Below are 14,292 nucleotides of genomic sequence, written 5' to 3' on the forward strand. Positions count from 1 at the left end.
CCCGCGAAGCGGGTAGGGGGTGGGCCTCCCTTGGCGTCACGGCGGCTTGCAGATTTAGATTTCCGGATTGATTGGGTGAAATAGGTGGATTTTGAGGACTGTAGACGTCCAGATGAAGCCGGAAGGGTTCAGGGCCGCATGGCGTGCATCCGCGCCTCGCGCGTTTTCGTTTCGCCACGCTCCCCTGCCCCTTCGCCCCCGGCGCCGGTCCGTGGCGGCGCTGCGCCGGCGTCGCCTTCCGCCTCGGCCTCGTCCTTCTCCGCCAGCTTCGGCAAGCGGGCCTCCAGGAAGAAATACAGCACGGCGGCCAGCGCGAACGGCCCCAGGTAGTACACGGCGCGATAGGCCAGCAAGGTGCCGATGATCTCGTAGTGCGGCACCTTGCCGCCCAGCATGGCGACGAAAACCGCCTCGACCACGCCCAGTCCCCCGGGAATATGCGTCACCGCGCCCGCGATGCCGCTGAGCAGCAGCACGCCGAGGACGAAGGGGAACGACACGTCGTGGCGCATCAGCGACCACACCACCAGGCCGATCGACACCCAGCAGGCGCCGCCCAGCAGGCTCTGCGCCACGGCGATCTTGAACGCGGGCAGCTCGATTTCGTGCCCGCGCACCGACCACGCCCGCCGGCGCGACAGCCCGCACAGCGCCACGTAGGCGGCGGCCGCCGCCACCATGGCCACGCCGATGCCGCGCAGGGCATAGCCGCTGATGCTCCAGTTGTCGGGGATGGGCAAGCCGCCCCAGGCGAATATCCCGCCCGCGACCCAGAGATATCCCAGCCAGTTGGTGGTCAGGCTCAGGCCGATGATGCGGGTGATCTCGCCCGCCGCCAGCCCCAGGCGCAGGTACAAGCGGAAACGGAAGCCGACGCTGCCCACCAGCGATCCCATGTTCAGGTTGAAGGCATAGGCGACGATGCCGACCGCCATGACCCGCAGCGGCGGGATCATGTGGCCGAGGTAGGGAATCGCCAGCAGGTCGAAGCAGCTATAGATCAGGTAGCTCAGGAGCGACAGCCCCGCAGCGCGCAGCAGCACCGGCCAGGTGTAGGCCTGCACCGCGCCCAGCACCTTGTCCCACTCGACGTGGCGCGCCTGGTCGGCCAACAAGCCGATGACCAGCAGCGCGAAGGCGATGAAGAAGATCTTGCGTAACAGCGGCCAATGACGGCGCAGGCCGGCGGCGCGACGACGGCCGTGCCCGCCCGTCCCCGCGCCGATTCGCGCTTGGGGCGGCCCGGCGCGCTCATGCCGTTCGTTGCGCATGCCGCCCTCCGTCCATCGCGCCGTCGTCCTGCATCGACTGCTTTTCATGGGGCCGCCCAGCCGATTCCGCGTACGGGGTTTCCGCAGCCGCCGAGGCGTCGGCATCGGCCTGGATGACCGGATCTGCCGGCCCGGCCGATGCTTTCGGCCGCCAGGGTTGCAGCCTGGGCTTGTGCGCCGGCAGCCAGCCGGTCCACGAAGGAAAGCGGCGCAGGAAGTGATAGACGAACACCCCGAAGAACAGGCGGCGCAGCTTGCGGCTGCCCAGCGGCGCCGGCTCCGGCTGGCGGCAATGATGCGCGATCAGCCATTCCAGCCGCTCGTTCAGGACGCCGGCGAATTCGCGGTCGCGGATCATCACGTTGGCTTCCAGGTTCAAGGACAGGCTCAGCGGATCGAGATTGCTGGAGCCCACCGTGGCCCAGGTATCGTCCACGCTGGCGACCTTGCCGTGCAAGGGCCGCTCGCAGTACTCATGGATCTGCACGCCGGCCGCGGTCAGGTAGTCGTACAGCATGCCCGCGGCCAGCTTGGCGATGGGCATGTCCGGCTCGCCTTGCAGGATGAGGCGCACGCGCACGCCGCGCCGGGCCGCGTTGCGCAGTTCGCGCAGCAGGCGGTAGCCGGGGAAGAAATAGGCATTGGCGATGATGACGTCGCGCCGCGCCAGGCGGATGGCGGCCCGGTAGTGGCGTTCGATGTCCGTATGGTGGCGATGGTTGTCGCGCACCACGAACATGGCTTCGGCCGATCCCGCTTGCGGCGGATTGGCGGCCGCGTGCGAGCGCTTGCTCCACCAGCGGCGGCGGCGCGGCGGCTCCAGCGCGTTCAAGGCGAAGCGATGGATTTCGCCGACGATGGGGCCATGGACTTCCACCGCATAGTCCTGCTTGGCCTGGGGCCCGAAATCGCCCAGGTGATCCGCCGAATAATTGATGCCGCCGACGAAGGCGAGCCGGCCGTCGACGACCACGATCTTGCGGTGCATGCGGCGAAAGACGTTGGTCCGCAGGCCGAGCACGCGGGCGCGCGGGTCGAAGGCCTGGATCACCACGCCGGCGTCGGTCATGCCGCCGATGAAGGCGTCGGACAGGCCTTCCGAGCCGAAGCCGTCCACCAGCAGGTTGACGCGTACGCCGCGCCGGGCCGCGTCGATCAAGGCCTGGCGCAGGGCCTGGCCGACCTTGTCGTCGAACAGGATGAAGGTCTCGACCAGCACCTCGTCGCGGGCCTCGCCGATGGCCTCGATCACGCGCGGAAAAAACGCTTCGCCGTTTTCCAGCAGCTTGAAGTCATTGCCCGGTATCCAGCGCACGCTCACGATATGCCCTCCTGTCGCTTGAGACGGCCCGATAGGCTCATCGATGTGCCCTCCTGTCGCTGCGCGATCGCCTCCCCGAGAGAGAATGCGCGCTTGGGACTTCCCTGCTCCCTCATAGCTCCACCTCCGCCGCCAGCGGCGCGTGGTCGGACAGGTGCATCCAGGGGCGCGTGGCCAGCGCCAGGGGGCGGAAGCGGCCGATGTTGCGCACGTAGATGCGGTCGAGCCGCAGCAATGGCCAGCGCGCGGGAAAGGTCCGCGCGGCCACGCCCTGCGTGCTGACGAACACTTCCTCCAGGCCGGCGCAGCGGCTGAGCTTGCCGTGCGCGCGCAGCCGCCAGTCGTTGAAGTCGCCGGCGATGAGCACGGGATGGCCGCGCGGGATTTCCCGCTCGATGCGCGCGCACAGCAGATTGAGCTGGCGCTGCCGGTGCGCCTCCTGCAAGCCCAGGTGCACGCAAATGGCATGCACCTGGGGCCGCCCCGGCGGCTCGATCACGCAATGAAGCAGGCCGCGCTTTTCGTGCCCGTCCACCGACACGTCCATATTCTCGGCGTGCACGATGGGAAACTTCGACAGCACCGCGTTGCCGTGGTGGCCTTGCGGATATACGGCATTGCGCCCGTAGGCGAAATCGGCCCAGATACTGTCGGCCAGGAATTCGTATTGCGAGGTCGCGGGCCAGCCGGCGAAGCGCGCGGCATGCCCCTCGTGCGCGCCCAGCACTTCCTGCAGGAAGACCAGGTCCGGCCCGACGGCCCGGACGGCGTCGCGCAATTCGGGCAGGATGAATTTGCGATTGAAGAAGGTGAAGCCCTTATGGGCGTTCACCGTCAGGAGTTTGAGAGAAAGGGGGGCGTCCCCGTTCAAGCCGGACATGGATTCCCGCGATCGTTATAAGACCGACGGGTAAAGCAAGCCCCGTGCCCGGCAGGCCGCGCAGCGGGTACGGGGTGGGCTTCCCCTCGCCGCTCAGGCCGCGATCTTGCCCGTATCCAGCGGCGCGCCGGTCTTGGCCTTGATTTCCTCGACCGTCACGCCCGGCGCCAGTTCGACCAGCTTCAGGCCGTCGTCGGTGACCTCGATCACGCCCAGGTCGGTGATGATCAGGTCGACCACGCCCACGCCGGTCAACGGCAGGTTGCACTCGGGCAGCAGCTTCAGGTCTTCGGTGCCGTCCTTCTTGCGCGCCACGTGCTCCATCAGCACGACCACGCGGCCGACGCCGGCCACCAGGTCCATCGCGCCGCCCATGCCCTTGACCATCTTGCCGGGAATCATCCAGTTGGCCAGGTCGCCCTTGGCCGACACCTGCATCGCGCCGAGGATGGCCAGGTTGATCTTGCCGCCGCGGATCATGCCGAAGGAATCGGCCGACGAGAAAATCGACGAGCCCGGCAGCGTCGTCACCGTCTGCTTGCCGGCGTTGATCAGGTCGGCGTCGACTTCCGCTTCCGTGGGGAAGGGGCCGATGCCCAGCAAGCCATTTTCCGATTGCAGCCAGACTTCGACGCCGGCCGGCACGTGGTTGGCGACCAGGGTGGGCAAGCCGATGCCCAGGTTCACGTAAAAACCGTCTTGCAGCTCGCGCGCGGCGCGCGCGGCCATTTCGTCACGGGACCATGCCATGATGTGTTCTCCTTACGCGGCGGGGCGGATGGTGCGTTGTTCGATGCGTTTTTCCGGATTCGCGTTGACCACGATCCGGTGCACGAAAATGCCCGGCAGATGGATCTGGTCCGGATCCAGGTCGCCCGTGTTCACTACCTTTTCCACTTCCACGATGGTGATCTTGCCGGCCTGCGCCACGTTGGGATTGAAGTTGCGCGCGGTCTTGCGGAACACCAGGTTGCCGCTGCGGTCGGCGATATGCGCCTTCACCAGCGACACGTCCGGCACCAGCGAACGCTCCATCACGTATTGCTGGCCGTCGAATTCGCGGATTTCCTTGCCTTCGGCCACCAGCGTGCCCACGCCGGTGCGCGTGAAGAAAGCCGGAATGCCGGCGCCGCCGGCGCGCAGCTTTTCCGCCAGCGTGCCCTGCGGCGTGAATTCCAGCTCCAGCTCGCCGGCCAGGAACTGGCGTTCGAACTCCTTGTTCTCGCCCACGTAGGAGGCGATCATCTTGCGGATCTGGCGCGTGGCCAGCAACTGCCCCAGGCCGAAGCCGTCGACGCCCGCGTTGTTGCTGATGCAGGTCAGCCCCTTGACGCCCGAGTCGCGCAAAGCGGCGATCAGCGCTTCCGGGATGCCGCACAGCCCGAACCCTCCCACGGCGATCATTTGGCCGTCCTTGACGACGCCGGCCAGCGCCTCGGCGGCGCTCGCATAAACCTTGTCCATCGCTCCAACTCCAGTAAGGTCAGTAAACCGGCCTGTCCCGTTCCCGCCGCATCCCCGCAGGGCCCGGCGCGGGCGGCCGGATTGGTGTTATTGGTCCAGCACGTCTTTGCATCGGCCGGCCGCTTGCGCGCGGCAGCCGATGGGCGCGGTCGATTTTACGGGGGAATGCCGCAATGCGAAAACCGGCGGCGTGGAAAGGTGTTCTGCGAATCCGGAGGATGCAGCGCCGGGCGGGCCGGCCCGCCGTCCCTCAAGTCCCCACGCGCAGAGGCCCGCCGAGCTTGCGCAGCACCGCCAGCACGCTCAGCGCCGTGATGCGGCCGGTCTTGGGATTCTCCGACGGGATATTCTGGATTTCCATCGAGAACGAGGCTGAATCGGAATCCACCACCACGCGGTGCGTATTGCGCTCCAGGTGCGGATCGGCCCAGATCTCCAGGGTCGTGCGGTCCGGCCCGATGCCGGCCAGCGACACGCTGACCGCCACGTTCAGGTTGGCGGGAAAGCCCACCGCCGCCTCTCGTGGCGTACCGCGGAACACCAGCGTCGGCTCGGTGATGCCGGAGATATCGATGCCGTTCTTTTCCAGATAGGGAGCGCCCAACAGCCCGCGCACCGGCTTGCGCGTGATCATGGTGACCGAGTGGATGACGCCCTCGGCCGCCGCGGTCAGGGCGTCCAGGCCCAGCACGGCGCCCGACGGCACCAGGATCTGGCCGCCCTTGGCGCGCGCCAGTTCGATCAGTTCCGGATGCGACAGCAAGGCGCCCGAACTGAGCACCACCAGCTTCTTGCCGGTGCCCAGAATGGGCTTGGCGATCTGGCCGAAGACCGCCGCCGGCGCGCATTCGATCACCACGTCGCACAAGGGCTCCAGGCCGTCTATGGTCGTGAACAGCGGCGCCTGGCCCTGCCACGCCATGGCGGCGTGGCGCAAGGGATCGCGCACGGCGATGGCCGCCAACGCCAGGCCGGGCACCACGCCCGCGTCCAGCGACTTCGCCACCGATTGCCCGATAGCGCCAAACCCAGCAATACCCACTCGAATCCGGTTCATTTACATCCTTGTCGAAAAAGCGGTGAACGGTCTCGCCGCCATGCCGCGCCCATCCTAGACGGGTGCCGGCGCGCGCGGCAAACGATTATTTTTGCGCGCCAGCCCCATCGGCGCTCATGGGCGCGGCGGAGATCGCCCCGGCGAACTCGCGCGCCTGCTCCAGCACCCAGGCACGAAAAGTCCGGATGGCGGGGCGTTCCCGCACCGCGTCCTGGATCAACAGGTAGTACTCCCCGGCGCTCTTGACCGGCCGCGCCGGCCGGAACGGCACGACCAGCTCGCCGCGGCCCGGATAGCCGTCCAGCAGCACGTCCGGCACCAGGGCGATGCCCTTGTGCTCCTGCGCCGCGCGCAAGGCGATGTAGAAATGCCCGACCTCCAGGTTGGCGCGCCGGCGCGGCAGCCCCGCGCCCTGCGCGCGCAGCCAGTCGCGCCACGCATTGGGCCGGCTGGCCGTGTGGATGAGCTCGAAGGCGGCCAGGTCGGCCAGGCTGTCGATCGGGCCGCCCTGCTCGTACAGCCGGCGCGACATCACCGGCACCATCACGTCGTCGAACAGGTAGTCCGCGCAGACACCTTCCCAGCGCTGCACCAGCGTCAGGTCTATGCCCGGCAGGTCGCGCGCATAGTGGCGGCCGGCCAGCGGCCCGACCCGGATGGCGGCGTCGATGCCGTCGGCCTGCATGTCCAGGGGCCGGATATCGGAGACCACACGCACCTCGATGTGCCGGTGCGCGTCGGTGAAGGACGCCAGCCGGGGCATCAGCCAAAGCTGCCCTATCGTCGGAATGGTGCTGATGATCAACAGTTCGTTGCGGTCGCGGCTGCGCATGCGCCGCGTGGCGTTTTCCAGGTCCGCCAGCACCCGCCGGCAGGCTTCGAAATAGGCCGCGCCATCGGCGGTCAGCTCGACCCTGCGCGGGTGGCGCAGGAACAGCTTCTTGCCCAGATAGGCTTCCAGCTTGCGCACCTGCAGGCTGACCGCGCCCTGGGTCACCGCCAGTTCGTCGGCGGCCAGCGTGAAGGAGCCGTGCCGTGCCGCGGCCTCGAAAGAGCGCACCGAGGACAAGGGTGGCAAGCTGCGCGTCACGGCCATGGCCGCATGGGCTCCAGGGGGATTACTGCATTTCGATATGGGCGTCGCGGATGACGCCCGCCCAGGTCTGGTTTTCGGCGCGCACGTAGTCCGTGAACGCGGGCCGCGCCAGCGGCAAGGGATCGATGCCGTGCGCGCGGAAGTCCTTCTGTAGCGCCGGATCGGCCAGCGCGGCCGACAAGGCCTTGCCCAGCTTCGCCACGATCGGGGCCGGCGTATCCTTGGCCACGAACAGGCCGAACCAGGTGCTGGCATTGTAGTCGACCCCCAGCTCCTTCAGCGTCGGCACATCGGGCAACGTCGCCGAGCGGACGTCGGTGGTGATGGCCAGCGGCCGCACGCGGCCGGCCTTGACGTTGCCCAGGGTAGTGGGCAAGGGATCGACCAGCAGGGCAATCTGGCCGCCGATCAGGTCCACCGTCGCGGGCGCCCCGCCCTTGTACGGAATATGGCGGAAATGTGTGCCGGCGCGGATATTGAGCATTTCCGCCTGCATATGGTGGCTGGTGCCGAAACCCGCCGAGCCGTAGTCCAGCGAGCCCGGCCTGGCCTTGTCCGCCGCCACCAGGTCGGCGAATGTCCGATACGGCGAATCGGCCGACACGATGACGACGCTGGGCACCGAGGCGATGCCGCCGACGGCTGTCAGGTCCGCGGCCGTGTAGCCCGGATTGCGGTACAGATGGGGCGCCACCGCCATGGTGCTGGCCGCGCCGAGCAGGATGGTGTAGCCGTCGGCCGGGCTGTTGATGGCGCTCACCGTGCCTATGGTCCCGCCGGCGCCCGGCTTGTTCTCGATGACGATGCTGGCGTTCAGCTTATCGCCCAGGGCCTTGAACGTCACACGGGCCACGATGTCGTTGATGCCGCCCGCGGGGAAAGGCACCACCGCGCGGATCGGCCGCGACGGGTAATCGTCGGTCGCCTGCGCCCGCGCGGCGGCGGGCGCGAGCCCCAGCCATGCCGCGCACAACATGGCCACGAGGCCCAGTCTGGATCGTTGCACATCACGCATTTGCTGGGCTCCGCGGTGGTAGGGGCATGCCCGCCGCGCCGGCGCGGCCAGGGGACAGCGTGAAGTCTACGAGCGGCGGGAAACGCCAGGCAAACGATTAATTGCGCGGGCCGGCGCGAGTAAAACTCATGCACGGGCCCGGTTCATGCGCACCATCGTGGGGCGCCAGCCTAAGGCCGCATGACCCGCGCCAGCGCGGCCAGCGTCTCCGCCGGCCAGGGGGCGGAGCGATTGGCGGTGTTGTCCATCCAGACCAGCACGTTGCGCCCTCGCGCATAGGGCCCGCTGTCGTCGCCGACCTTCTCCAGCAACAGTTCGAGCTCCATGCTCGAGCGCCCGACGCGGGTCACCACGTGCGTCACCCGCACGGTGGCCGGATAGGTCAGCGAACGCAGGAAATCGCAGGACGCGTGCGCCAGGATGGGGCCGTCGCCGCCCGGCACCCGCAACCCGGCGGCATACAGGATCTGCACGCGCGCTTCCTCCATCAGGCGGAAATACAGGGTGTTGTTCAGGTGGTTGAGGGCGTCGGAATCGCCCCAGCGCAAGGGCAGTTCGGCGACGTGGCTGGCGCCGGGCGCCAGGACGGCGGACGGGGCCGCCGCGGAGGCGGTCCGGGCGGCGTCCGGGTCAGTGTCTGAAAGGCAATCGGAAAGGGAATCTGACATGAAAACCTGGCGGAATATCGCCGCGGCGCCCCGGCGCGGCGCGATGGGCGCGGGCGTGTTCGCGGCTGCAATACAATCGAGGGTTGAGCCTGGATCATACTTCCAGCAAACGCCGCCGGAGCGCGGCATTCTTCGCCAGGAAAACAGAGGGGCAAAAGCGCATGTCAGAACGCGAAAGCATGGAATACGACGTCGTCGTCGTGGGGGGCGGCCCCGCCGGCCTGGCCGCGGCCATCCGCCTGAAGCAGTTGGCGGCAGAGAAAAACCACGAGGTCAGCGTCTGTGTGCTGGAGAAAGGCGCCGAACTGGGCGCCCATACCCTGTCCGGCGCGGTCATGGACCCCGGCGCGCTGACCGAACTCATTCCCGACTGGAAGGAAAAAGGCGCCCCCCTGACGGTAGCCGTCACCGAGGACAAATTCCTTTTTCTCAGCAATACCGGCGCGCGCCAGACGCCGGACTGGCTGCTGCCCGAATGCTTCCACAACAAGGGCAACTACATCGTGCGCCTGGGCGACGTGGTGCGCTGGCTGGGCGAACAGGCCGAAGCCCTGGGCGTGGACATTTTCCCGGGCTTCGCCGCCGCCGGCGTGCTGTATGACGAACAGGGCGCCGTGCGCGGCGTCTACACCGGCGACATGGGCGTGGCGCGCGACGGCAGCCACACCGACCAGTACCAGCCGGGCATGGAGCTGCTGGCCCGCTATACCCTCTTCGCCGAGGGCTCGCGCGGCCAACTGGGCCGCGAACTGATCGCCCGCTACAAGCTGGACAAGGACTGCGACCCGCAGGCCTACGGCATCGGCCTGAAGGAATTGTGGGAAGTCGACCCGGCGCAATCGCGCCCGGGCCTGGTGGTGCACACGGCCGGCTGGCCGCTGGACGCCGACACCTACGGCGGCTCCTTCCTCTATCACCTGGACAACAACCTGGTCGCCGTGGGCATGGTGGTGGGCCTGGATTACGCCAATCCCTGGCTCTCGCCCTTCGAGGAATTCCAGCGCTACAAGACGCATCCGGCCATCCGCCCCACCTTCGAGGGCGGCAAGCGCATCGCCTATGGCGCGCGCGCCATCACCGCCGGCGGCCTGCTGGCCTTGCCCAAGCTGGTGTTCCCAGGCGGCGCGATGGTGGGCTGCGAGGCCGGCTTCCTCAATGCCTCGCGCATCAAGGGCAGCCACGCCGCCATCAAGACCGGCGCCATGGCCGCCGAAGCCGCCTTCGACGCGCTGGTGGCGGACCGCCGCCAGGACGAACTGGCCGCCTACCCGGCCGCCTTCCAGTCCTCCTGGCTGCACGCCGAACTGAACAAGGCGCGCAATTTCAAGCAGTGGTTCAAGAAGGGGCGCACCGTCGCCACGATCATGACCGGCATCGAGCAGTGGCTGCTCAAGGGCAAGATGCCCTGGACCATCCATCGCACCAAGCCCGACTATGCCTGTCTGCAGCCGGCCTCGGAATGCGCGCGCATCGACTATCCCAAGCCGGACGGCAAGCTCACCTTCGACCGCCTCAGTTCGGTATTCATCTCGAATACCAACCACGACGAGAACGAGCCCGTCCACCTGACGCTGAAGGATCCCACCATCCCCGTGGCCGTCAACCTGGCCAAGTACGGCGGGCCGGAGGCGCGCTACTGCCCCGCCGGCGTGTACGAATTCGTCAAGGACGATCACGGCGCCGACCGCCTGCAGATCAACGCGCAGAACTGCGTGCACTGCAAGACCTGCGACATCAAGGACCCCACGCAGAACATCGTGTGGGTGGCGCCGCAGGGGGGCGAAGGCCCCGTCTACAGCGGCATGTAGGCCGGGGCCGCCGCCGATGCCCGCCGTTCCCGCAGCGGATGCCCGCGCCGAGCGGATCCTGCTGGCGGGGGGCGGCGACCTGGGCATGCGCGTGGCGGCGCGGCTGCTCGCCACGGGCCCCCTCTGGGCGCTGCGCCGCCATCCGCCGGCCGCGGCCGGGCCGATCCGGTGGCTGGCCGGCGACGTCAGCCGTCCCGCCACGCTGTCCGGCCTGCCGCGCGGCATCACCCGCCTGGTCTATGTCCTGGCCCCGGACGCGCGCGATCCGCGGGCCTATCGGGACGTATTCATCGACGGGCCGCGCCACCTGCTGGACGCCCTGGACACCAGCGCCTTGCGCCGCATGGTCTTCGTCTCCTCGTCGGCGGTCTACGGCGACCATGGCGGCGACTGGATAGACGAGGACACCCCGCCGGCCCCGCAAGGCATGAACGGCGAAATCCTGCTGCAAGCCGAGCAATGGCTGGCCGCGCAGCGCCTGCCCGTCACGACCCTGCGCCTGGCGGGGCTCTACGGCCCCGGCCGGCTCCAGCTTCTGGCGCGGCTGCGCCAGGGCCAGGCCCGCGCGCCGCGCGCGGCGCCGCACTGGGCCAACCGCATGCACGCCGACGACGCGGCGGCGGCGATCGCGCATCTGGTCCGCCTGGCGGACGCGGAACCCCTCTACCTGGGCGCGGACGACACGCCGCTGCCGCTGGACGTCCTCTACGATCACCTGGCCCGCCTGCTGGGCGCGCCCTTGCCGCCCGACGGTCCGCCGCCGGCCGGCGTGGGCAGCAAGCGGATGCGCAACGCCCGCCTGCGCGCGAGCGGCCTGCGGCTCGACTGGCCGGACGCGCGCGACGGCTATGCGCGCCTGATCGAATGCGCCGGAGACGGGTTCGGACCGGCTGGCTGTTACGTTAATTTGTCGCCATATAGGCACAAATAGCGTATTCTGCCGTGACCACGGCGGTCCGTCCCCGTGGTCACCCTGCCGTTCAACGCAGACGGGAGCCGCTTATGCTGGACCACGCCCAAGCGCTTCGCCCCACCGCCTTGCAGGTAGACCTGGCACGCCGCATCGCACGGGAAATACTGGCCGGCGCGCATGTGGCGGGAACCCACCTGTCGGAAGAGCTGCTGGCCCGGCAATACCAGGTCTCGCGCACGCCCGTACGGGCCGCCCTCAAGCTGCTCGCCACGCAAGACCTGATCAGCTACCGGCAGAACAGCGGCTATTTCGTCTGCGAGTTGGCCGAGAACGCGCAGGCGCCGGAATGGCAGTCGCAGGGCTTGACCAGCGACGAACTCTATCGCGTCATGATCGAGGACCGCGCCAACCGCCAGTTGCCCGACAGCCTCACCGACCGCGACCTGCTACAGCGCTACGCCGTGACGCGCAGCGTGCTGGCCAAGACGCTGGTGCGCCTGAGCGCCGAGGCGCTGATCGAAAAACGCAAGGGCCACGGCTGGCGCTTCCCGAATTCGCTGGAAGACGCGCAAGCGCGCGCGGAAAGCTTCCGCTTCCGTTCCGCCGTCGAATGCGCCGGGCTGCTGGAGTCGGACTTCCGCGCCGACCCGGCCGCGCTGGCGCGCATGCGCGCCAGCCACCAGGCGCTGGCCGAGGAAAGCGACCCCGAAGCGATGGCGCAGGGTTTTTTCGCGCTGAACGCCGAATTCCATGAAATGCTGGCCCGCTTTTCCGGCAACCGCTTCGTCCTGCAGACGGTGCAGCAGCAGAACCAGTTGCGGCGCCTGGCCACCCACGGCACGCGCGTCCAGGCGCCGCGCTACGCGGCCTCCATCCAGGAGCACCTGCAGATCATCCAGGCCGTGACAGACAACGAGCTGGAATGGGCCGCGGCGCTGATGCGGCAGCACCTGCGCCTGGACTACAAGGCGACAGGCGAGTAAGGAAACAGGGAACAAGAAACAGGGAACAGGGACCACGGGCACGGGGACATGGAGACCGGCAGTGGCATGCCGCCCTCCGGTCCCCGGCCCGCGAGCCGTAGCTCGAACTACGCCTGCGTGGCGAAATAGGACTTGAAGATCCCGACGGCGCGATCGACGTCCGCTTCCGATACGTCCAGGTGCGTGACCAGGCGCATGGCGGCGCCGTAGACCGGATTGATCGCCAGCCCCTGCCCGGCCGCGTAGGCGCCCAGCGGCGCGCTGTGCTCCGGCGCCACCGAGACGAACACCATATTGGTCGCCTGCCCGTTCACGGTCACGCCCTCGATCTCCGCCAGGCCGCGCGCCAGGCGTTCGGCATTGGCATGGTCCTGGGCCAGGCGCTGGAGGTTGTTTTCCAATGCATACAGGGCAGCCGCCGCCAGCACCCCGGACTGGCGCATGCCGCCGCCCAGCACCTTGCGCCAGCGGCGCGCGCCGTCGATCAGCGCGCGGCTGCCGACCAGTACCGAGCCGACCGGCGCGCCCAGCCCCTTGGAAAAGCAGATCGATACGGTATCGAACGGCGCGCACAGGTCGGCGATGGATTTGCCCGTGGCCGCCGCGGCGTTGCAGACCCGCGCGCCGTCCAGGTGCACGCCCAGCTCGTGCCGGCGCGCGAAGGCGGCGGCCTCGACGATGTAGTCCTGCGGGATCACCCGGCCGTGGCAGGTATTCTCCAACGCCAGCAGCCGCGTGCGGGCATAGTGCGGGTCTCCCAGCGGCTTGATGGCGGCCGCCAGCCTGGCGATCGGCAGCGATCCGTCGTCGGCGTGCTCGATGGGCTGCGGCTGGATGCTGCCCAGCACCGCCGCGCCGCCGCCTTCGTATTTGTACGTGTGGGCCAACTGCCCCACCAGGTACTCGTCGCCGCGCCCGCAATGGGCCATGATGCCCGCCAGGTTGCTCTGCGTGCCGGTCGGAAAAAACAGTCCCGCTTCCTTGCCGGCGCATTCGGCCGTGCGCGCCTGCAGGCGCAGGACGCTGGGGTCGTCGCCCATGACGTCGTCGCCCACCTCGGCGGCGGCCATGGCCGCGCGCATGGCGGCGCCGGGCCGGGTCACGGTATCGCTGCGTAAATCGATCATGCTGGTTCCCTTGTCGAAGTTGTCGTTGGCGCGATGTGCCGGATGCCAGATGCCGGATGCCATGGGCCATGGGCCGGCGCGCGGCGCATCGCCGCCGTGCGTGCTTTCAAAATGATCGGGCGCTTATCCAATGCCGCGCCACGGCGGCGGCCTCATACACTCGCCCTGCGAACCGCGCCGATGACAACGATGGAATCGCGCCTGAACGCCGCCCCGGTCGACAATTTCAAACGGAAAATGCGCGATGAGCAATACGTTCAACATGACGATCAAGGCCGGCAAGTTCGCGGACACCGGATACGGCGTCCTGATCCGGCCGCCCGAGGGCTATCCGCCGAACAGCTCCAACATGCAAACGTGGCGCGTTCCGGAGAACGATACCAGCATCTCGGAAATCGGTCCCAAGTCATGGTCGGGACAGGTCGTCGCCAAGGGCGCCAAGGCCTACAACACCTGGGTCTGCGAAATCCGGAGAGCGCTCAACGTCCTGGGCACGGCCACCTTCCAGCTCCAGCTCAATAACGACGGCGTGCTCGTCGACGCCGCGACATACGCGGGCGACGCGGAAAATTTCGTCAACGCGGCGACCCTGAACGGGAACGACTGCCTGAACAGGACGGTGTCGGACACCGAAGGCGATCTCATCGTCACGATAGGGCCGCCCCCGGCCTCCTAGCGCGGCCCTGCTT

14 protein-coding genes are annotated in these 14,292 nt (G+C 68.3%); 4 read left to right on the forward strand and 10 right to left on the reverse strand.

Translation table 11 applies throughout. The features are described from left to right. Positions 1-128: 128 nt before the first annotated feature. The 9 genes from CAL29_RS20185 to CAL29_RS20225 form a co-directional block, all read right to left on the reverse strand. The gene (locus CAL29_RS20185; protein WP_179284117.1) at positions 129-1,271 is read right to left on the reverse strand and encodes a lysylphosphatidylglycerol synthase domain-containing protein; all 1,143 of its coding nucleotides are present in this window, start codon (positions 1,269-1,271) and stop codon (positions 129-131) included. Then, entirely contained in the window at positions 1,252-2,592 is a 1,341-nt protein-coding gene (clsB, locus tag CAL29_RS20190; RefSeq protein ID WP_256977615.1) for a cardiolipin synthase ClsB, read from the reverse strand. Before clsB ends, CAL29_RS20185 begins: the two co-directional genes overlap by 20 nt. Positions 2,593-2,704: 112 nt before the next feature. Further along, entirely contained in the window at positions 2,705-3,472 is a 768-nt protein-coding gene (locus CAL29_RS20195; RefSeq protein WP_094854814.1) for an endonuclease/exonuclease/phosphatase family protein, read from the reverse strand. Positions 3,473-3,565: 93 nt separating this feature from the next. After that, a complete protein-coding gene (locus CAL29_RS20200) occupies positions 3,566-4,222 on the reverse strand; it encodes a CoA transferase subunit B (protein ID WP_094854815.1) in 657 nt (218 codons plus the stop codon). A 12-nt stretch (positions 4,223-4,234) separates the two neighbouring features. Then, positions 4,235-4,936, reverse strand: coding sequence for a CoA transferase subunit A (locus CAL29_RS20205; protein WP_094854816.1), 702 nt, complete (start codon positions 4,934-4,936; stop codon positions 4,235-4,237). Between the two features lie 250 nt (positions 4,937-5,186). Then, positions 5,187-5,993: an aspartate dehydrogenase gene (locus tag CAL29_RS20210; RefSeq protein WP_094854817.1), complete on the reverse strand. Its 807-nt coding sequence runs from the start codon at positions 5,991-5,993 to the stop codon at positions 5,187-5,189. 85 nt (positions 5,994-6,078) lie between these two features. Beyond that, positions 6,079-7,089, reverse strand: coding sequence for a LysR substrate-binding domain-containing protein (locus CAL29_RS20215; RefSeq protein WP_094854818.1), 1,011 nt, complete (start codon positions 7,087-7,089; stop codon positions 6,079-6,081). Positions 7,090-7,111: 22 nt separating this feature from the next. Then, on the reverse strand, positions 7,112-8,095 hold the full coding sequence (locus CAL29_RS20220; protein WP_179284118.1) for a Bug family tripartite tricarboxylate transporter substrate binding protein: 984 nt from the start codon (positions 8,093-8,095) through the stop codon (positions 7,112-7,114). Positions 8,096-8,274: 179 nt separating this feature from the next. Then, complete coding sequence (locus tag CAL29_RS20225) at positions 8,275-8,772, reverse strand: acyl-CoA thioesterase (RefSeq protein ID WP_094854820.1); 498 nt, start codon at positions 8,770-8,772, stop codon at positions 8,275-8,277. A gap of 161 nt (positions 8,773-8,933) precedes the next feature. On the opposite strand from CAL29_RS20225, the gene CAL29_RS20230 reads away from it, so the two are divergent. From CAL29_RS20230 to CAL29_RS20240, 3 genes are all read left to right on the forward strand, one after another. Continuing rightward, a complete protein-coding gene (locus CAL29_RS20230; protein ID WP_179284119.1) occupies positions 8,934-10,580 on the forward strand; it encodes an electron transfer flavoprotein-ubiquinone oxidoreductase in 1,647 nt (548 codons plus the stop codon). Positions 10,581-10,596: 16 nt separating this feature from the next. Further along, entirely contained in the window at positions 10,597-11,511 is a 915-nt protein-coding gene (locus CAL29_RS20235; protein WP_094854821.1) for an NAD-dependent epimerase/dehydratase family protein, read from the forward strand. Positions 11,512-11,582: 71 nt separating this feature from the next. Beyond that, the gene (locus CAL29_RS20240) at positions 11,583-12,476 is read left to right on the forward strand and encodes a GntR family transcriptional regulator (RefSeq protein WP_094854822.1); all 894 of its coding nucleotides are present in this window, start codon (positions 11,583-11,585) and stop codon (positions 12,474-12,476) included. A 107-nt stretch (positions 12,477-12,583) separates the two neighbouring features. Here the strand turns inward: CAL29_RS20240 and ltaE are convergent, their stop codons facing one another. Beyond that, on the reverse strand, positions 12,584-13,603 hold the full coding sequence (gene ltaE / locus CAL29_RS20245) for a low-specificity L-threonine aldolase (protein ID WP_094856782.1): 1,020 nt from the start codon (positions 13,601-13,603) through the stop codon (positions 12,584-12,586). 244 nt (positions 13,604-13,847) lie between these two features. Here ltaE and CAL29_RS20250 point away from each other — a divergent pair, with 244 nt between their 5' ends. Continuing rightward, entirely contained in the window at positions 13,848-14,279 is a 432-nt protein-coding gene (locus CAL29_RS20250; protein ID WP_094854823.1) for a hypothetical protein, read from the forward strand. Positions 14,280-14,292 lie beyond the last annotated feature (13 nt).

The sequence above is a fragment of the Bordetella genomosp. 10 genome, assembly GCF_002261225.1.
Classification (GTDB): domain Bacteria; phylum Pseudomonadota; class Gammaproteobacteria; order Burkholderiales; family Burkholderiaceae_B; genus Bordetella_C.

Coding starts and splice junctions, on each gene's coding strand:
- CAL29_RS20185 (WP_179284117.1), bottom strand. CDS start 1,271: ATGCGCAACGAACGGCATGAGCGCGCCGGGCCGCCCCAAGCGCGAATC.
- CAL29_RS20195 (WP_094854814.1), bottom strand. CDS start 3,472: ATGTCCGGCTTGAACGGGGACGCCCCCCTTTCTCTCAAACTCCTGACG.
- CAL29_RS20200 (WP_094854815.1), bottom strand. CDS start 4,222: ATGGCATGGTCCCGTGACGAAATGGCCGCGCGCGCCGCGCGCGAGCTG.
- CAL29_RS20205 (WP_094854816.1), bottom strand. CDS start 4,936: ATGGACAAGGTTTATGCGAGCGCCGCCGAGGCGCTGGCCGGCGTCGTC.
- CAL29_RS20210 (WP_094854817.1), bottom strand. CDS start 5,993: ATGAACCGGATTCGAGTGGGTATTGCTGGGTTTGGCGCTATCGGGCAA.
- CAL29_RS20215 (WP_094854818.1), bottom strand. CDS start 7,089: ATGGCCGTGACGCGCAGCTTGCCACCCTTGTCCTCGGTGCGCTCTTTC.
- CAL29_RS20225 (WP_094854820.1), bottom strand. CDS start 8,772: ATGTCAGATTCCCTTTCCGATTGCCTTTCAGACACTGACCCGGACGCC.
- CAL29_RS20230 (WP_179284119.1), top strand. CDS start 8,934: ATGTCAGAACGCGAAAGCATGGAATACGACGTCGTCGTCGTGGGGGGC.
- CAL29_RS20235 (WP_094854821.1), top strand. CDS start 10,597: ATGCCCGCCGTTCCCGCAGCGGATGCCCGCGCCGAGCGGATCCTGCTG.
- CAL29_RS20240 (WP_094854822.1), top strand. CDS start 11,583: ATGCTGGACCACGCCCAAGCGCTTCGCCCCACCGCCTTGCAGGTAGAC.
- ltaE (WP_094856782.1), bottom strand. CDS start 13,603: ATGATCGATTTACGCAGCGATACCGTGACCCGGCCCGGCGCCGCCATG.
- CAL29_RS20250 (WP_094854823.1), top strand. CDS start 13,848: ATGAGCAATACGTTCAACATGACGATCAAGGCCGGCAAGTTCGCGGAC.